Source organism: Methanococcoides orientis, assembly GCF_021184045.1.
Taxonomy (GTDB): Archaea; Halobacteriota; Methanosarcinia; order Methanosarcinales; family Methanosarcinaceae; genus Methanococcoides; species Methanococcoides orientis.
On sequence record NZ_CP073710.1, the window covers coordinates 200,943 to 221,503 of the forward strand.

At 43.6% G+C, this 20,561-nt stretch carries 17 protein-coding genes and 3 tRNA genes; 10 read left to right on the forward strand and 10 right to left on the reverse strand.

Features of this window, described 5'->3' with window-relative positions; translation table 11 throughout:
* The first annotated feature begins 142 nt into the window (after positions 1-142).
* Positions 143-2,965 carry a M1 family metallopeptidase gene (locus tag J7W08_RS01120; protein ID WP_233084863.1) on the forward strand — a complete coding sequence of 941 codons (2,823 nt, stop codon included), beginning with the start codon at positions 143-145 and terminating at the stop codon, positions 2,963-2,965.
* A 43-nt stretch (positions 2,966-3,008) separates the two neighbouring features.
* Here the strand turns inward: J7W08_RS01120 and J7W08_RS01125 are convergent, their stop codons facing one another.
* Both J7W08_RS01125 and J7W08_RS01130 read right to left on the reverse strand, forming a co-directional pair.
* The gene (locus J7W08_RS01125; RefSeq protein WP_233084864.1) at positions 3,009-3,674 is read right to left on the reverse strand and encodes an HAD family hydrolase; all 666 of its coding nucleotides are present in this window, start codon (positions 3,672-3,674) and stop codon (positions 3,009-3,011) included.
* 20 nt (positions 3,675-3,694) lie between these two features.
* Positions 3,695-4,048, reverse strand: a complete 354-nt coding sequence (locus J7W08_RS01130) for a DUF5684 domain-containing protein (RefSeq protein WP_233084865.1) — start codon at positions 4,046-4,048, stop codon at positions 3,695-3,697.
* Between the two features lie 116 nt (positions 4,049-4,164).
* Here J7W08_RS01130 and J7W08_RS01135 point away from each other — a divergent pair, with 116 nt between their 5' ends.
* From J7W08_RS01135 to J7W08_RS01170, 8 genes are all read left to right on the forward strand, one after another.
* Positions 4,165-5,067, forward strand: coding sequence for a DMT family transporter (locus J7W08_RS01135; protein ID WP_233084866.1), 903 nt, complete (start codon positions 4,165-4,167; stop codon positions 5,065-5,067).
* Positions 5,068-5,360: 293 nt separating this feature from the next.
* Complete coding sequence (locus J7W08_RS01140; protein WP_233084867.1) at positions 5,361-5,807, forward strand: 30S ribosomal protein S13; 447 nt, start codon at positions 5,361-5,363, stop codon at positions 5,805-5,807.
* Between the two features lie 12 nt (positions 5,808-5,819).
* On the forward strand, positions 5,820-6,374 hold the full coding sequence (locus tag J7W08_RS01145; RefSeq protein ID WP_233084868.1) for a 30S ribosomal protein S4: 555 nt from the start codon (positions 5,820-5,822) through the stop codon (positions 6,372-6,374).
* Between the two features lie 13 nt (positions 6,375-6,387).
* On the forward strand, positions 6,388-6,768 hold the full coding sequence (locus J7W08_RS01150; RefSeq protein WP_091690598.1) for a 30S ribosomal protein S11: 381 nt from the start codon (positions 6,388-6,390) through the stop codon (positions 6,766-6,768).
* A gap of 23 nt (positions 6,769-6,791) precedes the next feature.
* The gene (locus J7W08_RS01155; protein ID WP_233084869.1) at positions 6,792-7,595 is read left to right on the forward strand and encodes a DNA-directed RNA polymerase subunit D; all 804 of its coding nucleotides are present in this window, start codon (positions 6,792-6,794) and stop codon (positions 7,593-7,595) included.
* A 54-nt stretch (positions 7,596-7,649) separates the two neighbouring features.
* Positions 7,650-7,737 (forward strand) — tRNA-Leu (locus J7W08_RS01160).
* 83 nt (positions 7,738-7,820) lie between these two features.
* A tRNA-Leu gene (locus J7W08_RS01165) sits at positions 7,821-7,908 on the forward strand.
* Positions 7,909-7,991: 83 nt separating this feature from the next.
* Positions 7,992-8,079, forward strand: a tRNA-Leu gene (locus J7W08_RS01170).
* 163 nt (positions 8,080-8,242) lie between these two features.
* On the opposite strand, the gene J7W08_RS01175 is transcribed toward J7W08_RS01170, so the two are convergent.
* From J7W08_RS01175 to J7W08_RS01200, 6 genes are all read right to left on the reverse strand, one after another.
* Entirely contained in the window at positions 8,243-10,171 is a 1,929-nt protein-coding gene (locus tag J7W08_RS01175) for a hydantoinase/oxoprolinase N-terminal domain-containing protein (protein WP_233084870.1), read from the reverse strand.
* Between the two features lie 41 nt (positions 10,172-10,212).
* Positions 10,213-11,394 (reverse strand): Cdc6/Cdc18 family protein, encoded by a 1,182-nt coding sequence (locus J7W08_RS01180; RefSeq protein WP_233084871.1) that lies wholly within the window; start codon positions 11,392-11,394, stop codon positions 10,213-10,215.
* 16 nt (positions 11,395-11,410) lie between these two features.
* A complete protein-coding gene (locus J7W08_RS01185; protein ID WP_233084872.1) occupies positions 11,411-12,781 on the reverse strand; it encodes a monomethylamine:corrinoid methyltransferase in 1,371 nt (456 codons plus the stop codon).
* A gap of 487 nt (positions 12,782-13,268) precedes the next feature.
* A complete protein-coding gene (gene uppS / locus J7W08_RS01190; protein ID WP_375141056.1) occupies positions 13,269-14,117 on the reverse strand; it encodes a polyprenyl diphosphate synthase in 849 nt (282 codons plus the stop codon).
* Between the two features lie 54 nt (positions 14,118-14,171).
* Positions 14,172-14,483, reverse strand: coding sequence for a DUF2551 domain-containing protein (locus tag J7W08_RS01195; RefSeq protein ID WP_233084873.1), 312 nt, complete (start codon positions 14,481-14,483; stop codon positions 14,172-14,174).
* A gap of 106 nt (positions 14,484-14,589) precedes the next feature.
* Positions 14,590-15,648 (reverse strand): radical SAM protein, encoded by a 1,059-nt coding sequence (locus J7W08_RS01200; RefSeq protein WP_233084874.1) that lies wholly within the window; start codon positions 15,646-15,648, stop codon positions 14,590-14,592.
* Between the two features lie 68 nt (positions 15,649-15,716).
* Here J7W08_RS01200 and J7W08_RS01205 point away from each other — a divergent pair, with 68 nt between their 5' ends.
* The gene (locus J7W08_RS01205) at positions 15,717-15,902 is read left to right on the forward strand and encodes a 4Fe-4S binding protein (RefSeq protein ID WP_233084875.1); all 186 of its coding nucleotides are present in this window, start codon (positions 15,717-15,719) and stop codon (positions 15,900-15,902) included.
* A gap of 151 nt (positions 15,903-16,053) precedes the next feature.
* Here the strand turns inward: J7W08_RS01205 and J7W08_RS01210 are convergent, their stop codons facing one another.
* Both J7W08_RS01210 and J7W08_RS01215 read right to left on the reverse strand, forming a co-directional pair.
* The gene (locus tag J7W08_RS01210) at positions 16,054-18,000 is read right to left on the reverse strand and encodes a hypothetical protein (protein ID WP_233084876.1); all 1,947 of its coding nucleotides are present in this window, start codon (positions 17,998-18,000) and stop codon (positions 16,054-16,056) included.
* Position 18,001: 1 nt separating this feature from the next.
* Positions 18,002-20,371 (reverse strand): type II/IV secretion system ATPase subunit, encoded by a 2,370-nt coding sequence (locus J7W08_RS01215; protein ID WP_233084877.1) that lies wholly within the window; start codon positions 20,369-20,371, stop codon positions 18,002-18,004.
* Positions 20,372-20,561 lie beyond the last annotated feature (190 nt).

The following is a 20,561-nucleotide window of genomic DNA, read 5'->3' on the forward strand; positions in this document are numbered from 1 at the left end:
TTTTTCTTCAATTCCTTTCTTCTTTTTTTTGTTCCTTTTTATTCTCTTCAGCTTAATTCTATCTTGTCTTTTTTCCTTCTCCTTGTCTACATTTAGAAAACTGTTTAAGCTAACAATACTTTAGAAAACTAGGTGTGAAAGAATGGAACGTATCTACAAGTATTATCCAGAGGATTTTGGAGAACTGACAGTAAAGGTCATTCATATGGACCTTTTGTTCGATGTTTATGATGATCACACTTATGTGAGTTCGGATCTCAATGTCAGGACCCTTGGAAAGCCGATAACATCACTTGATCTTAACTGCCGTGATCTCGATATCAAAAAAATTAGCTGCAAAGAATATGATGTTTCTTACGATTACAAGGCAGATGAATACATTCTCTCAATTGAATTTGGTTGCCAGGTCCCGGCAAACACAGAAATTGTGATCCACACGGAAACAATATGCAAGCCAACCTGGAACATTCTTGAAGGCCTTTATTATGACGAGACTCCTGCAGGGGCACCGCCACAACAGATAACACAGTGCCAGCAGTGGGGATTCCAGCGTATCGTTCCATGCATCGATGACATGACCGCTAAATGTACTTACACTACCACCATCATCGCAGACGAGCGTTATACCAATCTCATAACCAACGGTGATGTTGTGGAGGAAAAACATTCTATTGGTAATGGCAGGGCCAGGATCGTCTATGACAATTCCGTTACACCAATGGCAACTTACCTTTTCTTCCTCGGGGTTGGAACTTACCGGACATTTACAAGGGAGTTCGAGTATCCTGATGGACATACTTTCGATCTTGAGTTGCTGGTACCGCCGGAATCTGATGTTTATCCAGCAGAAAAGGCACTGGATGTACTTTATGATTCAGTGATGTGGACTTACCTTTTCACAGGTCCTGAGCAGTACACTGACATTGATAAAAGGAAGGAGATATATGATCTGATCCGGGTACGCGATGCTCTCAAGGCTGAAGGGAAGTCCGATGATCTGGTATTCTTACGGGATGAGCTCAAAAAACTCGACAGCTCGCTTACGATGGGGTACAAATATACAGGTACTGTCTATCGTGAGATCGGTATGCAAAACTCTGATTTTGGCGGCATGGAGAATGTTGGCAACACCACGATCACGACCAATCGTATCATGCCATATCCGGAAACTACGGATCCATCGTTTGAGTACATGGTACGTGTCAAGGTCCATGAATATTATCATAACATAAATGGTTCGGAGGTCACAGGCTGGAGCCCGTTCGAAATATGGCTAAATGAGGCAGTGACCGTTCACATCGAGCATCAGTTCCATGCATTTGTCTTCGGAGAGAACTACAGTCGTTTGTCCAACGTTCTTGATCTTCTGGCACCCGGGGTCGGTACCTTTGCACTGGACAGTGGTGCAGCTTCCATGTCCATTGTTCCTGAAGGCTTCAATGATCCCAATGATCTGATCACAGCGGTAACGTATGTAAAAGCTCCTGAATTCGTGAGAATGCTGGAAACCCTTATGGGCAAGGAAAATTTTGCCCGTGCTCTTGATATCTATCATACCAAGTTCAGCCATTCTAATGCAAAAGGTTCTGATTGGTTGAAGACCATGGAAGAGATTTCCGGAATGGACTTTTCCGAAATGTCGGAAACGTGGCTGACACAGACAAAATTCCCAATGGTTCAAATTGATACTTCTTATGATGCGGAAAGTATGTTCTTTACACTAGATATCCATCAGGAAGTTCCGGAGGGTGGTAAGCATTGGGAGTTCCCCTTTGTCGCAGCTCTGGTGGATGGGGATGGAAATGACATTGTGGAAATTAATGAATGGATATCTTCCGAGGATGCTAATATTGCCATAGAGAACGTTGAAACGCCTGCATTTGTATCTATAAATCGTGGCTATTCCTTCTATGGAAAGGTCGTTCGTGAGGTTTCTGATGAAGAACTTCTTCTGCAGGTAAGGAAGGACAGCGATATGATCAACCGTTTCATTGCCTACTATACACTTGTGGACAGGGAGAAAATGAGATTGCTGGCTGATCCTCAGGCAAAAGTATCTGAAATGTTCATCGAACTGTTCAATGGCCTCATTAGTGATGATGTCTTGATGGAAGAGGTGGGTGGTCAGTTCCTTGCCATCTTTGAATCAGTTGAAGATGAAAGATTAGCACATCGTTATCAGATGCTCTATGATGTGAAAAAACGTATCCTTGAAGGCATTGCAAGAAATAACACAGTGTCTCTCCTGAATCTTTACCACAAGTACCTGAAGGTGTCGATACCGCAGGATGATACGCTTGAAGAGCATGCTCGTGTTATTAAGGCACGTCAGGTGAAGAACACTGTATTACGAATCCTTGCTACCCTTGACACTCCATTTGTACATCAGTTATGCAATAAGCAGTTTGTTGAAGCATCATGTGCAAGTGACCGGCTTGTAGCATTTGACTGCTACATTAACAGCTCTGCTGAGGATAAGATCGAATTTTTGGAGAATTTCATGGAAGAATCCAGGAAGAACCTTGTTGCATGGGAAGCTTTCCTTTCAATAGTTGCAGGAAATAGTAGTTCCGATGCTGTTTCTCTTGTGAAGAACATTGAGGCTTCAGAGTCCTTCCGCATTGAACAGGCCAATGATCAGCGCGCTCTATATGGTGGTTTTGGAAGGAATCGGAAGATATCCCTGCAGACGGGAGCTGGACGTGAACTTCTTCGGTCCATTCTGCTCAAACTTGCAGCGGTTAATGAGTATAGCACTACAAATCTTCTCAATGTCTTTGCTAACATCGACCTCATGGAAGATGAATATCATGTGCCTTTGGTCTCAATACTTGCAGAGATGCTTGACAGCCTTGACGCAGAGAAAGTTCCAAGCGTTTACAACAGGATCAGAAAGCTGTTACAAGGTGCTCCAAATGCAGTGGAAGTTTATGAAGCACAGTTTGGAAAGATCAAAGCTATTTGATATCGAAATTGAAAGGAGAATCAAAGATATTCTCCTTGCTCTTTTAATTTATGAGGATAAAGTCCAGAACATCCGTAATGCCTGATAGTATTATATCTGCTTCAACCTCTTCTGAATAGTGCCGTCGATCTCCATAAGCAGCGTAAGCTGTTCTCATTCCTATTTGTTTTGCAGGTTCGATGTCTCTTCTGGGGCTATCTCCTACAAAAACTGCCTGTGATGGTTTTACTTCCAGAAGATCAAGTGCAAAATGGAATACTTTATGATCGGGTTTTTTAGCGCCTGTCATGTCGTTGGTCACAATGAAATCAAAATATTCTATTATTTGCATTCTTTCCAGTCTTTTGGTGGCATTGTGGGAATGGGCATCGGTGACAAGTGCCAGAGAAATTCGTTCTTCTTTCAGGACTTTTAGTGTATGCTTCACTCCGGGATACAGCACAAGGGCTTCTATTTTAATGGTTTCGTAGATAGTGCAACAGCTCTCATAATTATCTTTGGAGTAAAGGTCATTGTCCTGGAGGTAGTCCTTAATGTTCTCGAGATCTTCAAAACCGGGGTTGCCTCGCAGGAAATATCTGAGCATGGCTTCCGGATCTCCTGCACCGAGGTGCTTTACCATTTTTTTACATGCAGTAAGTTTAGCTTCAAGAAAATCAAATAGGGTGTTGTCCATATCAAAAAGGACAGCCTTTATGTTCCTTTCCATGGGGCAGGATTTCCTCCACTTTAATACTCGAAAAAGGCAAGATATCCGGGTAACCCCAAGTTAAGGATTGGTACTAATATGACAAGTCCCAACCATCGTGACTTGTTGACGGCATATGCTATTTCTCCCCAGATGTAGGCAGCATAAATGATGTTTATAAAAGGTATGAAAAATGGTATCAATGCTATGCCTGATAGTCTGCATATTCGTACCATCAGTAGAAGGTTCAGTATCGGTATCCATGCCATCCATACATTTACTGTCTGTGTCTTTGTAGCAATTACCTGTAATGAATAGGCGAAGTATATGTAGAAAAATAAAGCTGCGAACAAATGTGAGATTCCAAATCCCGGGAATAGTAGTCCTGTATCCATTTTATTCACCTATATTCAATAAGTTGTCAGATGTTGTATTTATCCATACTGGTGATACTAGCAATACTAGCAATACTGGAGATGTTCTATATAGTGTGTATTCCATATGATCGATCATGGGTTCAGCACCGATAAGGGGCTATCTGGAGATCACTTCCGGGTGTATAATATATGGTATGGTGGGAGTATTTCTCGCTTTCATACATGATATGGGCACTCTGCCGATCATATTTTACAAACTTTTGATAGGTATAGTGTTCATGCTGGTCTATCTCTACTTTACCGGAAAGGCAGGGATCCTGAGATTGAGTGGGAAAAAGCGCCATCTTCTGCTTCTTGGTGTTTTTAAGCTTATGACCATATCTTTCTATTTTACATGCATCATTTATTCAGGGCTTTCAATAGCAATACTCTTACTATATACTGCACCTATGTATGTGACCTTATTGTCTCCGATCGTACTCAAGGAGAAGCTGACGCGGTCTGGTCTTGCCGGACTGGTCCTGTCCATGATCGGGATATTCCTTATTGTGGATCCTGCAACGTTTATTCGCTCTGGTATCGGGGATATTCATTTTATCGGGATTTTGGCTGGTATTCTGTCGGGAATCTCTTTTAGTTGCATTATCATGACCGCCCGTTATGTCAGGGATGAGTATTCCGGCTTTTCACAGTTTTTCTGGGCAACTGCCTTCTGTGTTGTTGTGCTTGCGCCATTTGCCCCCACTGTGTCCATTCCAGTACTAAGGGAGAACTTCCTGATGCTCCTGCTTTTCGGGTTGGTGAATACAAGCATCAGTGGTGTTCTGTATTTCAACGGGCTTTCAAGGGTTCGGACCCAGGCTGCCAGCATACTAGCAATGCTGGAACCGGTTAGTGGTATCTTTTTTGATTATACTATTCTTCATAATGCGATCTTTGCCGAAACGATAGTTGGGTGTATGTTCATCATTACAGGTGCTCTCCTTGCCGTTACTGAACATATTTCCTTTGGAAAATATCTTGAATTTGGGACTTGAACTTCTGGTTATATGGTTTTCGATATTGGAATTTTTATTTGATTCTGTGCTGGGATTCGACATGGCTATATATGATATTGCTATTTGTAAGTCATATTCTGGTATTATTTGGTATGGGATGCTCTTATTGAACATGCCAAAGAATTGCAATAAATAATGTTATATACCAGAAATTGTATATTCAGCGGAGTCGCTTTTGAATTTATAAAAATTTAAAAAGCCACATGGCTGTGTCGGAACCAATGTGTTCCGAGGCTACGGGGTGTTGTTTACACCCTTAAGGAGGATATTATATGGCAGACGAAGAAATTAGACATCTGGTTCGTATAATGAATACTGACCTGCAGGGAAGCCAGCGGGTTAAGTACGCATTGACCGGTATCCGTGGTATCGGGTTAAGAGCCTCTCGTGTTATTGTAGATAGTACTGGTGTCGATCCAAATGCAGTGATCGGTTACCTACCTGATGAGGACGTTGAAAAACTTGATACTGCAATTGCGCAGTTCGAGCAGCACCTTCCTGTATGGATGCTCAACAGGCAGCGAGACCCAACAACCGGGGACAACAAGCATCTTCTTGGTCAGGATATCATTATGACCCTGAAGGAAGACCTTAACGATCTTAAGAAGGCACGCGCATACCGTGGTCTCAGACATGAGAGAGGTCTTAAGGTCAGAGGACAGAGAACCAAGTCCACTGGAAGACGTGGTAGCACCATTGGTGTAAGGAAGAAGAAATAAAGGTGATGCAATATGGTATATCCTGGTAAAAGCACAAAATCTTATGATACACCAAAGCACCCCTGGCAGGCTGCTAGGATGGCAAGCGAGGTTGAGCTCGTCAAAAAGTATGGTCTCCGTAACAAGAGGGAACTTTGGAAATCACACAGTGTACTGAGAAGGTTCAGGGCAGACGCAAGACGTCTTCTTGCTGAATCCGCAGAAGCTGATCTTTCCGGTCATGCAAAGACCGAAGCAGATCAGATCCTTGCAAAACTCATCAGATACTCAATTCTGAAATCTGATTCCAGCATTGATGATATTCTTGGTCTTCAGACCGAGGCTATTCTGGAGCGCAGACTTCAGACACAGGTTCACAGGCTTGGACTTGCCCGCACTGCACGTCAGGCAAGGCAGTTCATCACCCACGGTCACATCTCCATAGATGGAAAGAGGGTAACTGTGCCTGGTATGATGGTCACAAAGGAGCAGGAAATGGCAATCGACTACTATGGTAGGTCACCTATTTCCAAAGAAGCTCATCCTGAAAGACCTGCACAGATCGCATCATCACTCGTTGAGGAATAAGGAGGAGTAAAATATGGCAAACGGAATCTGGGGTGTTGCAAACATCAAATGTTCATTTAACAACACGATCATCACCGTGACAGATCTCACCGGTGCAGAAACCATCGCAAAATCCTCTGGTGGAATGGTTGTAAAGGCAGCAAGGGACGAAAGCTCCCCATACACTGCTATGCAGATGGCAAGCCAGCTTGCAGATACTCTTAAAGACAAGGGTATCGAGGGTGTTCACATCAAAGTAAGGGCACCTGGAGGAAACAAGCAGAGAAGTCCGGGTCCAGGCGCACAGGCCGCGATCAGGGCATTTGCAAGAGCAGGCGTCAGGATCGGAAGGATCGAAGACGTTACACCAGTACCCCATGATGGAACTCGTCCAAAAGGCGGAAGGCGTGTATAATCACAAAGAACAGAGGTTTTCCAATGGAAATAGATATACTTGAGTTATCCGATAGGTCAGCAAAGTTCATTTTATCAGGCACAACTGCAGCTTTTGCAAATGGTGTCCGTAGGGCAATGCTTGCCGATGTACCGACGCTAGCGATCGATGACGTGAATATCTATAATAATACTTCTGTTCTGTATGACGAGCAGCTGGCATTGAGGTTGGGTTTGATCCCCCTCACTTCCAGTCTTGAGGACTTTGTGCCGCAGGATAAGTGTACCTGTGAAGGTAGTGGCTGTCCTGCATGTACTGTCTCTCTGACTCTCAGCGCCGAAGCAGGTGAAGAGGAGCAGGTCATCGTTCATTCCGGTGACATTGTTTCATCTGACCCTAACGTACAACCAGCAGACAAGAACATCCCTATAATTGATCTCAGGACCGGCCAGAAGGTTGTGCTTGAGGCAATTGCTCACATGGGTTATGGAAACGAGCATGCAAAATGGCAGGCAGGCGTTGCTTGCGGCTATAAGAACATGCCAGTTATAACCTTTGAGGGGTGTGACAGGTGCGGCATATGCGTCAACGCATGCCCAAGAAACATAATTCAGCTAGGTGAAGAGACTGCTGAGATCTCCAAAGATGATCTTCTCAAGTGCTCATTATGCAGATTATGTCAGGATTCATGTGATATAGATGCTATTACCGTTGGTGTAGATGAAAGATCTTTCATTTTCACGATGGAATCCGATGGTTCCTACACTGCTCAACAGTTAATCTTAAATGCAGTGAATACGATTAAGGGAAAAGCCTCTGAGATGCAGGGCATCTTAGATACACTGTAAATCGGAAATACCAATTTCCTTTTTACTTTATTTAATTTCATAAGCATCCCGCGTGCGGGGGTTGCCCAGCCAGGCCAAAGGCGCTAGGTTGAGGGCCTAGTCTCGTAGGAGTTCGTGTGTTCGAATCACACCTCCCGCACCATACCACTTTCCGGTAAAGACCGGAACAATACGGTCCTGAGATCTTTCAGGATGGTAACTCGATAACTTAACAACAACCACTTTGCGGGGGTTGCCCAGCCAGGCCAAAGGCGCTAGGTTGAGGGCCTAGTCTCGTAGGAGTTCGTGTGTTCGAATCACACCTCCCGCACCATACCACTTTTCGGTAAAGACCGGAACAATGCGGTCCTGAGATCTTTCAGGATGGTAACTTGATAACTTAACAACAACCACTTTGCGGGGGTTGCCCAGCCAGGCCAAAGGCGCTAGGTTGAGGGCCTAGTCTCGTAGGAGTTCGTGTGTTCGAATCACACCTCCCGCACCATTTTCTTATTCTATTATTCTACTTTTGTTTCACTCTGATACTTTTGCTTAGTGATTCTATATTGTCGATAACATATGCTATGTGACAGTAACTGAAAAATCTAAAAAAGAGGGGAGGATGCAAAAGAATCTCTCTGAATATAATTTCGTGAATAGTTTCTCTTTTATTCGTCTTCTTCGATGTGCTCAGCAACACCCAGTACAACGATCTTTGCTTCTATCAGTGTATCAAGCCCTTCAAGAAGCACTTCATCCTTTTTGATGTCTATCTTAACTGAATCCGGATCAAGATCAGCTTCTTTCATGTATTTGTAGATTGTATCTTTGCCAAGACTTATTGCATGTTCTACTGCATCTTCATATTCGTAGAAGTTCTCTCTTCCCTTTTCTGAATAGACATAGAACTCCCATTCCGGTGCGGCCATGGAAGCGGGGCGTATCAATATCTCTACCCTCCTTATTCCTTTTGCAGCTAATGCTCCCGCAGCATTACCCACATTTGCAAATTCCGGCAGGATGATTTCTGCATCTATCAGTTTCTTCATCTCTTCAAGATATGCTACCACAGGGCCGCCGATCAGCACTACCGGCACATGCACTTTGAACTGGATTGGTGATTCTACATCGAATATATTACGAATTTCCTCTCTTGATATCTTTTCGAGGAAGAATGAAACAAGGTCTGCTGCCATGTTCTTGGCAAATTCTCTCTTTACATAGGCAGCGAACTCATCTCCTTCCATCTTATAAAGGGGAGCCAGGTGCTCTGCACCGATGCGTGAAGCCTCAGCATTATATTCCGTATACTCTCCTAGCACATGCAGGGCGTCCGTGGGTGTGAAGCTGATGGGTTGTATCAGCCTTTTCTGCATGAGGTTATCCAGATGTTTTGATGCCGGATATTTGTTGATACGCGAACGTATCTCCTTGAGTGATGTTGGTTCAGCAGGAATGGCATTGAGGATTTCTGTTTCCAGTTCGGTCAGCTCGAGTGGTTCATAGTCTGTCCTTATGTAGAACTTGGCGGGCTGGAAGTTCCTTCCCAGTAAAGCTTTTGAAGGCATTGGGTTGGTCGCGATCTGCTCGAGGAATTTTGGGAACTGTGCTGCTGCCCTGCATAGTGGTATGACCCTTCGCGGTCCGAAGTTTACCTTTCCTGAACCGATCCAGATATCACTATCACCTCCGAGTGCAGAGGTTTCCATCCTTATGGCCTTGACTCTGGTCTTCCATCCACCCACTACAGCACCGGATTCACTCATTTCCGGGACACCGCTTCTTATAACGGACACGTCAGTACTTGTTCCGCCTACATCTATAACTGCACAAGTATCCCTTTTTGAAAGGAATGATGCGCCTACCAGACTCCCTGCAGGGCCTGAGAAGATGGACTCGATCGGCTTTTCCACTGCACTCTTTATCCCGGTTACTGACCCGTCACATTTGAGCATGAATATCTTGGCTTTCATACCTCTGTTCCTGATCTCAGTTTCCACACTGGACATGAACTTCTCTGTTATGGGCAACAACTGGGCGTTAAAGAATGCTGTGACAGCTCTCTCAAATGCTCCCAGATCCTGTGATAGTTCATGTGCACATACTACAGGCATGCCAGTGATATTCCTGATGATCTCCTTGACTCTCAGCTCATGTTCGTTGTTACGAATACTGAAATACGAGGAAACTGCAAAGGCTGAAACATTCTCTTTTGCCTTCCGGGCAAATTCTTTCACTGCATTCTCATCAAGGGGTTCTGCTTCACCACCTCTGTGGTTGTGTCCGCCTTTGACCTGCACAAAGTGTTCTGTGGGAAGGTCATTGCTGATAAAAAAGTCCCCTACGAGGATGAGTCCAACCGGGAATCCTGTTCCTTCCAGGATGGTGTTGGTGGAAAGTGTTGTGGATACCGATACAACATCCACTTGTGAAAGTATGTCCTGATCAACTCCGTCGAGTGCTTCCCTGATGCCCTCCAGTGGATCTGGATATGTTGTCAAGGCCTTATAGGATGCAATTATGGCATCATCTGAGCTTCTTACAACTATGGCATCTGTATATGTGCCACCTGCATCAATTCCAAGATTTAATTTCATATTTATCTCCGTTATTTAAGTTACGCGAAATTATGCTGGCATCACAATTCTTTAAGCCTGTAGTCCATATAGAGTATGTCTTCTATCTTCTTTGGATTTTTCCTGATTGATACCAGACGTGTCTTTCCATACCTTCCTCTGCTACGCACAGGTGCTGAGATAATTCCTCTCATATCGAATTCTGAGACAATTCCTGAAACGCTTGTGCGTCCCAGGGGGTTAGTGCCTATACGATCACAAAACTTCCTGTATAGTGTATCTATCTGGCCTGTTGTGATCTTATCATTCAGCTCCTCGCTAAGTCTAATGATGCTGAGCAGTACAAGCTTTGAATTGATTGGCAGATTTTCCAGTGAGGTGAATAGGTCCTTTTCTCCCATCACTTCATTTGCGAGCAGAACATGTTTTTCAGTCACTCTTTCCTCATTCGAGATATCTGCGATAGCACCCGCCCTTTCAAGCAAAGTCAGGGCTTTTCCGCAATCATGTTCAGCTCCTGATATCTCTGCACATAGTGGTACTACTCCCCCATCCACAACATCTTCCACAAATGCAATTCTACAGCGGTCATTCAGTATCTGCTCAACCTCTTCCTCGTTGTAAGGTGGGAATACTATGTTCCTATACTGGAGTGCCGAAAGAATAGTATTCTCGGCCTTCCCGTAAAAGAAGATGTCATTACTAATTCCAATGATGCCTATGAATATGTCTTCTTCGATGCTCATATTCTCACCGGCATGGCTGAGTTCATTGAGTATATTTTTGTCTTTCAGAGTCTCGATCTCATCAAGGACCACAATTATTGTAGTCCTCTTTTCGTTCAGCGCTTTCCATAATGCTCTATAGTATTTTCCCATTGAGAGTCCCGTTCTTGGAACTTCTATTTCGGGTGATATCTTGCTCAGTATCTCAAGTATGATCTTACTGGTTGTGCTGATCTTCCGACAATTTATGAAGACCGGGACAACGCTAAGGCCTTTCATCTCAATGTTAGCGCTCAGTTTTTTCAGGACAAATTTCACAATAGTTGTCTTACCTGTCCCTTTAATTCCGGATATCAGTACATTAGCAGGCTCCCCTCGGTGGAGAACAGGTCTCATCAGTGAAGCAAGTTCTGTTACCTGCTTTTCTCTTCCAACAAGCCTGTCCGGAAGATGCCTTGGAGAAAGCGCTGCTCTGTTCCTGAATATCTGGATCCCATCTGTTCCGAAAATATCATTCATGTTGAGTCCACAGTTATCATTCGATTCCACAGTATTTTCTAACTTCAGCGAATACTTCCTTGTAGAGTTTCATATATTCATCTGTAGGCTTCATTTCATACTCTGATTTCACTTTATAGCATTCGTTGAAAGGTTTGCCTTCGGGAGCATGTACCAACAGATTCTCATATTTCCTATAGATGTTACGGGCAGCCTCATCTGCTTCTAAAAGTGACAGATCGGTTGCCATGTGTGCAACTTCTCCCATAAACCTGGATTCAAGTCCTGTGGAGTGATCGGTACCTGCTCCGCGGGCACCTACCGGTCCGATCAGCATGTCCCTTCCACAAACCGTATCTCCTATGGCCTGTGCAGCGGTCTCATAGAACATCATGTCAGTGCAGCATCCTGCAAGGTTCCAGTAATATCTTCCTATGTGATGGTGCATGTTGCGTGAAATGGCAAGGGATGACAGGTTAGAACCCCACATGATCTCTTTTGTTGAGGATGAATTGGTATTCACATGGACTGCACCGGAAACGTGTAAACTAGCACCTGTGATTATCTTTGACTGGATGGTCTCTGCAACATCAACGATAGCAAGTCCTTCGGGTGAGCCGATACCTGTTCCTCCAAAGACCGGACACTGGCCGCTCAGAAAATGGTTTCCGTGCTCAAGGTGGAATATGGATTTGTAGAATGTCTCATAGTCGGTCTTAAGCTCATCCAGCTGGTAGGCCTCCTGGACATCTGCACTGGAGTACAGTTCATCGGAAGAAACCAGCATGTATGCCTGTGAGACGGTTGGTGTGCCCGGTCCCATCAATGCAAGACCTTCACGTCCTGCAAGTTTTGTTGCGAGCCTTTCCTCTCTTGCTTCCTTCAGTGCAGCAAGCATCTCAAAGGGTGTTTTCCCGCGGATTCCTTTACCTCCCATCTTTTCAAGTGCGCCTGCATATATGCCCTGCACAATAGGCTCCATGGCAGAACTCAAATGAACCTCAAGGAAGTTTTCCTCGGAAACCGTACCTCCCATAGGACCTCCGATTATGACCGGTGGCTCAGAGTCCATAATGTACCTTAATGGAACTGTTACCTTTTCGTTCTTCCTTCCGATCTCAAGCGTTTCGGAAGTGTTCAGGGACTTTACAATATCCTCTTCTTCGATCTGTATCGCTCTCTTTGTGTCAATACAGTATATGCCCACAGATGTCAATAGCTGAACTGCAGCTTCAAATACGGAGTCTGCAAGGCTCGTATCTATTGGTACAATACTTTCTCCGTCATATTTGATATCGAATTCTTCCGCCAGTTCCTGTGACTTCATGAAGACTTCCATATCATGTTCATTTTCTGACTTCTCTTCGCCTGTGGTGGCAGATCTGAGATATTTGTAGATGTTGTTCATTGTATTGACTCCTTTGTTTTTCACTCGTGGATCTGGTCTATTTGTAGAATTTCCATGCAAATGCTTTCTATACCTATATTGACATGGAACTTTATATATAGTTTTCCATGTTTCTGAATTCTAACCATTATTGACATGGAAACCTCTAATGATTGAATACGATAATCTGTGGTTTTTAAAATATAACTGGTAAAATCAGAATACTTTCACCCCGCTTGGCAGTCCTTAATATATTCAGAAGTAATACTAGTAATTGAGGTGAAATATATGGATGATTTCTTTACAGAATTAGTAAACAGGGCAAGATACTATGAACAATTCGAAGAATTCGTAAGAGCACACAAATGAGCTCGCTTAAGCACTGGCCGTAGTTCCTCCATCCCGTCAGGATCGTTTGCTTTCGCTGCGGCCCATCTTTTTTAAATTGTTTTTCTGTTAAATAATTCTTGTTTACTTCTGCTTTGATGTATCCGAATGTGTTCGGTGATCAATATTGACTTTTACTCGTTTTCCGAACCTTATTAAGAAAACGTGTTGTACGATGTTTTTCCTTCATTTTTTGTTCAGCCAGACGTGCCTGGTATGTGCGAATTGAGCGTAAAAAGTCTATCTTGCGGAACTCCGGCCAGAATGGTGCACAGAAGTATGCGGCACATTCGTTCCCATTGGCCTGCCACGGAAGGAAATTCGAGATCCTTTCATTTCCTCCTGTGCGTATTATAAGGTCAACGTTAGATACCGCTGCTCCTTCTGCAGGATAGAAATGATCGCCAATTGTGTTCTCGTCAATATCTTCCAGTGATAATTGGTTTTTTAGTACCTTATCTGCCATTTTCCTGACAGCCTGTACGATATCCTGCCTTCCGCCATAAGCGAGTGCAACGTTCAGGTTGAATTTGTCATAATCCTTTGTCGCCTTTTCTATTCTTTCAGCTGATTCCTGAAGGTCCTCTGGTAGGAGGGTGCGGTCTCCTATCACTCGCACTCTGATCTTTTTTTGATGTGTACGTTCGCTCTCTCGCATATGATCGAACTTCTTTCCAATAAGCTCAAAGAGTTGCACAGTTTCATCGGTGGAGCGATTGAAGTTCTCCGTAGAAAATGCATATATAGTAAGTTCCTTAACACCGATCTCGTATGACCATTCTATGACCTGCTCGGTTATATCGGCTCCTCTTGTGTGCCCATAATTTGTCTTTTTCCCAAGTTTGTTGGCAAACCTGCGATTTCCGTCCATAATTATGGCTATATGTTCGGGAACATGTCCACTCTTGACGTCTTTTGAGAGGGACTTTTCATAAGTACTATAGAAAAGGTTCAGTATGGATCTCATCATGAAGATTCCACCCAATGAACTAGTAAAAAAGATTGGTTAACATCCTGTAGATGTTTAATAGTTGTCAAGAACCGCTTTAACTATAGGTTTATAGTCTTCTTTCAGCAGGTATATATTATGATCACCGGTAACGTCTATACTGAGTATACCAAGTCTTGTGTTCATGAGACCAACCATTGCTGAAACGCCTCTGTAACTTACATCAAATTCTTTCTCATTAAGATGTTTGTAGACATCGCCTGTAGTGAAGGTTCCTCCTTCCAGGAAGAGTTTCAAAACATCTTCACGTATACCTGTATCGTCGCGGCCTAAATATTTAATAAGCCTTGCTTTAACCCGGTCTTCAATAGTCTCCAGCACAAACACCTCATTTACATCTATGTAATTTCTATTTATAAACTTATGCTAATTTATTTGTTTTATGATACAGAACGCGTTTCCACTACAACATTAATCCTTATAAATGTTGGTATCAGAGTGGGATCACCTCAACGACCAGTCCCTTCTCAAAAGGGTATCTCTCAATGATCGATGGAACTAATCCTTCATCCTTTAATTCTTCTGCCATGTCCTCGATGAGCCACCAGGGCAACTCTATGGTTTTATCCTTTACTTCGAACATGTCATCAGATAGTTCGAACTGATGTAATACCTCGATAATCTTGTCAGTATCAGCACCTTCAATGGATCCATAAACAATGGTTCCTTCTTCTGTTATCTCATCGATATGGCGTGCTGTCTTTCTGGCTATCCTGAGCAGACGCTCACGCAGCTGCCCTGCATCCTTGTATCTTGACGAACAAAAATGTATCTTTGGAAGATTGTCTGCAAGTTCGATCGCATATGCTTCCGATCCTTCCACGGCGTTGCTCATATCGTTCTTAAGCAGGAATTTCCTCTCTTTCATAGCAATTGCATTCGTATCTGCGAATTCGAGTTCATTGAGGTTCAGGAAACAACCTGTATCTATGACAACATCCCTTACATCGCTCACTCCTTCTATAGAGGGAATTTCCATGCCTGCTTCCATGCCAAGTTCAATGGAATCTTTTATTGCACGTTCAAATTCAGACCCTTTGAGCTTCTTCCATAATTGTTGTGGGGGATGGAACCTGATCTCATCGAGTCCTGCTTCGGCGAGGGCTTTCAGTAGATCTCTCTCAGGGGCGATCGAAGTGTACAGATGTATATGATGTTCTTTACCAAACTGTTCTTTCAGAAGTTTGATGTAATGCAGGACAACGTCCGACCTTATAAGTGGCTCTCCACCTGTAATGCCTGTTCCCAAAGCATCCATCTGGAGCACTTCATTGATAACATCCTCATCACTTTTAACCAGACGTTCATTGGCATATGTCACATCCTTCTTTCGTTCCTCTGAAAGCGGACAATAGAAACAGCCCCTGCCGCATATGCCTGTGATGAAAAGCACCATCTTGGCACCTTGCTGGCATAGCTTGCAGCCTTCTGTGAGATAATTGTAGAAAGACCCTTTATCCGTATGGATGATCTCTTTCATATTGTCGTTCATATTTCCTCTTTGTATAAGTCTGATTTAGATGCAAAAGTGTATCTATTTTGTGATATTATTGTTTGAAGATGAGTCAGACAGAAGACTGTATAGCTGTCATCGGATGCAATAATTGTGGCAAATGTGATAACATTTGTCCCTACGGGGCTTTACAACGCAGGGACGGAAAGGTAAGCATCGATTATAGCAGATGCACGGTTTGTATGAAGTGCATCAACGTCTGTCCTGTGAAAGCTCTTGTATATGTGGATTGATCTCTTTTGAATTTTGTTTTTGATCATTCTCTTTTGAATATCAATCCCTTATTATTGCTTTTTGAATATCGGATTTTGGAGATTTTTTTTGAAATGGTCTTTTTGTTTGTCGTTTTTATCTTTAGCTTGAAGGATTCCTTTTCGGATATCATCATATAAGTCCTCTGAAGAATATCCTTGAGACTATTGCAGTGACAGTAAACACGATTATGGAGATCGGCAGTGATTGCCCGAGATCGTACATGAATTGTGTTCTTTCTCCTCCATTTTCGATCGTGCTTGAAAATCTCACAAGAATTGCTGTAATTAATATGAGGTATATCCCAATTGACAGCATGAACAGGTCCGGTGATATTGTCTGGTCAAGATTTTCCGGAGATATCTGTGCAGGTCCCGGGACGATGTTCTGAGGAAGTCTTGAAATCCCTTCTGCGACGTTCTGGAGGATCCTGGAGATAACTTCCGAGAGCGCTATGGTCACACCTGCGATGAGTGGTGCAAATATACAAGCGGTCGTTCTCATTGTTGATGTCATATCATACAATGAGTGCTTGATGTTCTTCTCCACGGCCTGCAACTCTTTCAGGTGATCAGCAAGTTTGATGATCGCAATACCTGCTGACAGATGACTTTTGTGCACACTTTCTGTGAACATGATCATTGTAGTCTGGATCCTGTCCGAATATATGTCCTTGAAAGCCCCGAACTCCTCATCGAATATTGCTGAACGTATGTTCGTTCGCATGGTTATCAGGTTGATGGAGATCCTTTCGAACACTTTTCCGATATGTGACCCCTTCATGGTCTTAGAGGTGTGTGCAAATGATTCTTCCGCAGAACGCCCTTCTGATATCCTTCTGCCAAGTATGAACAATGCATCTGCAAATTCACTTTCCATCTTGTGGATATCGTCGCGTATCTTCTTGTATGGTGAATATACCGCATTCATGTAGATGGAAAAAGCAATGACTATTCCCCATATGATGAGCAATGTTGGGGGCATTATTCCTTCAAGGGTCGCTGTTGAAATTATGTTCAGGGGATTTCCAAGATATATGTAAATGTAGCCTGAAAAACTGACGAATGCCCCGATCATAATTGCCATGGTAGTTGCAACTTTTCTCTTTTTCCTTATGTCCTTTAGTTGGGGGTGGCTTTCCGGAATGGCCTGAGGGAGAAATGTTGCCGGTCGCTGCATCAGGATATATTCAGCGTACACAAAAGTCGCAAGCGGCAATATCACATTGTAGAGTACTACAAGGGTCAAAGCATCGAACCTTATTCCTACAACTGTAATTGCAGGAAGTAATGCCACAAGTGCCAGGGGAATGAGTATAAAGATCGAATACAGGACGTATGTTGGGGTCTTCAGGCGTGCCGCATACTGTTCCATCATTTCCTTTGTACCATCCAGTACGATGTCAAGGGCACGGTTTAGTGTAATAACTCTCTGGGCTTCATCAGGTTCGCTGGTTGAACTTTTGATCAGGTGAAGGGAACGTTTGAAATGTTCGCTGTTCTTTCCCCACATCTCTGCAAAATCCAGCAATGCATCATCCATGCTTGAATACATGCGCACCTGAAGGTTCCAGAGCATCTTCCTGAGATCATTTGCAAGTGGCCGGTTTGAGTTCAGTGCAGCAAAATGGATTGCCTTCTCCATGTTCGAGACCAACCTCATGGACATTACCACATAGCTCAGGACCTCGGGTATATCTCCTATGGATCGTATTTTCATGTACTTCGCATGTATCTTCACATACTCGCTCAGGTAGAGCAGTATTCCTAAGGGTACAAGTAATGTCATCAAAGCTACGAATATCAGTACAGTTGGGTTGAACGTGGTGATCTGGAACAGTACTGCATCCATGATGAGAAAAAATATAAGAGCGATCAACGAACCTGCGTAAGAGAAAAGCACGGTTTCGAATGGCTCTATCACACATCCTGTAAAGATGATCGCATCCCGGTATTCCTGACTGACCGATCCTTCGGCTTTTTTAGAAAAAGCATCAATGTCTTTTATGAATCTGGAAAAGTGAAGTGATGTGAACTTGCAGCCACTCACATACCAGTTCTCTGACATTCCTGTTCCCATTTTACCACTCCTCTCGTATGTGGGTGGAGGTGAAATTATCAAACCAACTGTTCCATTTCTCATAGACATTTTCATAGTCTGGTCCATGGGTGCTGTTCTTTTCCATATCCATGTACAGCCAGAAAATATTGTTTGCTTTACTCACCATATCTGCTTCCACAAGCCTGGCATCCAGTGAACCTGCATGGGCAATTTTCTGTTTTATTCTTGCTCTTATACGTATGTTGAGCGATGCATCATCGATGGAGATGCCCCATTTGCGTGCGATCTTCTCAATGAGCTGGGATTGTCCCCTGTCCAGTATGTCTGTGGGGATCAATGAGTCATCAGCAGCACTGTATCGCATGATCTCTGTAAATATCTCCTCCGGGTCAGCATCGTCATCCCATCCAGTGGTAACCTCTGAGATCTGTGTGAGCCTGCGTTTCTTACTCATACCTCCTCCGACTCGTGTGTTGGTACAGACCACCACTGCATCAGTTGACTTGAAAGATGCAGGTGGCACTCCAAGGGTGTGTACTATCCGCTCATAGACCGTTCTTGTGGATGCTCCGTGTATGGTTCCCAGAACAGAATTGCCTGCAGTGCCTACCTGCATTGCTTCATAAAGCACTTTGACCTCAGGTCCTCTGACCTCTCCAATAACAAGCGAGGAATTCCCAAGACGCAGGGCTGCTCGTAATGCAACATCAGGGCTTACTTCGATACTGGTATTCAGTATCGATGAGCGTGAGCTCATGCCCTGTATCTTCCATCCCAGCTGCTGCAGTTCCTCAATGGGGATCTCTCTTGTATCTTCTATTGTCAGGATGCGGTATTTCTGAGGGATCTCCATCATCATTGCAGATAGCAGTGAGGTCTTGCCTGCTCCAACATCTCCTGCTACAAGGATCGATGCTTCCCCATCCATGAGGAAGCTCAGGAGGCCGGCTGTAAGCGGTGAGATCGATCCGGTATTGATGAGCTTTGGCAATGTCCATGGCGTTCTTGCATGTTTCCTGAATGCATAAGCAAGTCCATTGGCACTTAGGGGATCGCCGATAACGGATACACGCACTCCAAATTCCGGAAGCTCCATCTCCAGTACGGGTGTTGCTTCTCCGAAAGGTCTGCCGCTAATGGCTCGGAATCTTGAGACCATGGAGTCCAGATCGTCCTGTGAAAGAAAAATGTTGGTGATACATTCATCTCCATCCACTACCACATGGACCGGGTTGATGTCTGCAGGTGCGTTCACATAGACATCCGTGATCTTCGGGTCTGAAAGCACATCTTCCAGTATTCCCAGTCCGGTGGTGTATTTTGCAAGAATGTCAGAATATGTCCTCATTTCAAGTGGGTTAAGCGTTATCCCATGAACATTTGAATCCTCTTCAAGCATCTGTTTCCCGATCCTGCGAATATATTTTCTTGAGTTCACAGGATCTGCGAAGTTCATGTTGTCAGGGCGGAACCTTATCAGTTTTTTCCTGACCCTTTCGATAAGTCCGAGGTCTTCATGCTTCAGGTTGTATTCAAGGGGAATTGCCATGTACAGCTTTTCAGGTCGATCCGTCATTTCATATATGGATATCTGAAGCATTCTTCCATCATTGTTCCTGACGTCATAGCATTCCATGAATTGGGTATTCTCGGGTGGTTCCGTATATATGCGGGACGATGAAAAGGCGGGTCTTACGTGAGGCTTGATCTGTTTATCATAGTCATACTCAATTCGATCACTATCATTGTTCTCATTGCTACCAATGCTACCAATGCTACCAATGCTATCATCGTTGTCAGGATCGATGTCATTGTCGCAGACAATTTCACAGGTAATGTCGATGTTAAGTTCAGAAGCTATATCCTGCATTTCCCTGATAATTGAATGGTAGTTTGCAATACATCCGGGGCATTCCTGGCGGTCAGGAATCTTCATCATTTCAATGTCGCTCTTTTTTAGGAGCTTGTATGATGATGCAGGTTCACTCTTTGAGCAACTGATGATGTTATTTACCAGTTCTTTTCTATGGGACAGGCAGTCGGCATGTTCTCTGTGTGAACAATTGCATGTGACTCGAACATTATTGTAATTTGCAAGAGTATCTCCCAGCTTTGCAAGTTCATAAAGGGTCGAAAGTTCCTTTCCTTCATAATCTCGCTCGTAAAGGTGAGAAAGAATTAGCCTGTTGGATATGGGTTCTGTAAGAATTATGTTGAATATCATCTCACGGCAGACTGGATCATTAAGAGTAGAAGTGTGACTGCATTGAGAACAATTTATCTCTATGGTCCTTTGGTTCTTCGTCTGGCGGACCTTGTACTGACAGATATTTTCAGATTCGGTTTTCCTTTTTCGGATCGGATTGTGCAAATAACTTAGGAGTTTCACGTTTTTTATCCTTGGATGATTTGCACAAGCATATTGTCAGCAATTATTAAAATATTCCTAGATTCTTTAGTCTTCATATAAATTTAATATTGGTTCTATAATGTAAGGTAGATTCAGTTGCTAAAAATAGGTGAAGAAAGGCTGGAATTCTGATTATTCTGTTTTCTTTTCTTTTCCTTTCTTCTTTTGT

Excerpts from the sequence above, each read along its gene's own strand:
- J7W08_RS01120 (WP_233084863.1), top strand. The coding sequence starts at position 143 with ATGGAACGTATCTACAAGTATTATCCAGAGGATTTTGGAGAACTGACA.
- J7W08_RS01125 (WP_233084864.1), bottom strand. The coding sequence starts at position 3,674 with ATGGAAAGGAACATAAAGGCTGTCCTTTTTGATATGGACAACACCCTA.
- J7W08_RS01130 (WP_233084865.1), bottom strand. The coding sequence starts at position 4,048 with ATGGATACAGGACTACTATTCCCGGGATTTGGAATCTCACATTTGTTC.
- J7W08_RS01135 (WP_233084866.1), top strand. The coding sequence starts at position 4,165 with ATGGGTTCAGCACCGATAAGGGGCTATCTGGAGATCACTTCCGGGTGT.
- J7W08_RS01140 (WP_233084867.1), top strand. The coding sequence starts at position 5,361 with ATGGCAGACGAAGAAATTAGACATCTGGTTCGTATAATGAATACTGAC.
- J7W08_RS01145 (WP_233084868.1), top strand. The coding sequence starts at position 5,820 with ATGGTATATCCTGGTAAAAGCACAAAATCTTATGATACACCAAAGCAC.
- J7W08_RS01150 (WP_091690598.1), top strand. The coding sequence starts at position 6,388 with ATGGCAAACGGAATCTGGGGTGTTGCAAACATCAAATGTTCATTTAAC.
- J7W08_RS01155 (WP_233084869.1), top strand. The coding sequence starts at position 6,792 with ATGGAAATAGATATACTTGAGTTATCCGATAGGTCAGCAAAGTTCATT.
- J7W08_RS01175 (WP_233084870.1), bottom strand. The coding sequence starts at position 10,171 with ATGAAATTAAATCTTGGAATTGATGCAGGTGGCACATATACAGATGCC.
- J7W08_RS01180 (WP_233084871.1), bottom strand. The coding sequence starts at position 11,394 with ATGAATGATATTTTCGGAACAGATGGGATCCAGATATTCAGGAACAGA.
- J7W08_RS01185 (WP_233084872.1), bottom strand. The coding sequence starts at position 12,781 with ATGAACAACATCTACAAATATCTCAGATCTGCCACCACAGGCGAAGAG.
- uppS (WP_375141056.1), bottom strand. The coding sequence starts at position 14,117 with ATGATGAGATCCATACTGAACCTTTTCTATAGTACTTATGAAAAGTCC.
- J7W08_RS01200 (WP_233084874.1), bottom strand. The coding sequence starts at position 15,648 with ATGAACGACAATATGAAAGAGATCATCCATACGGATAAAGGGTCTTTC.
- J7W08_RS01205 (WP_233084875.1), top strand. The coding sequence starts at position 15,717 with ATGAGTCAGACAGAAGACTGTATAGCTGTCATCGGATGCAATAATTGT.
- J7W08_RS01210 (WP_233084876.1), bottom strand. The coding sequence starts at position 18,000 with ATGGGAACAGGAATGTCAGAGAACTGGTATGTGAGTGGCTGCAAGTTC.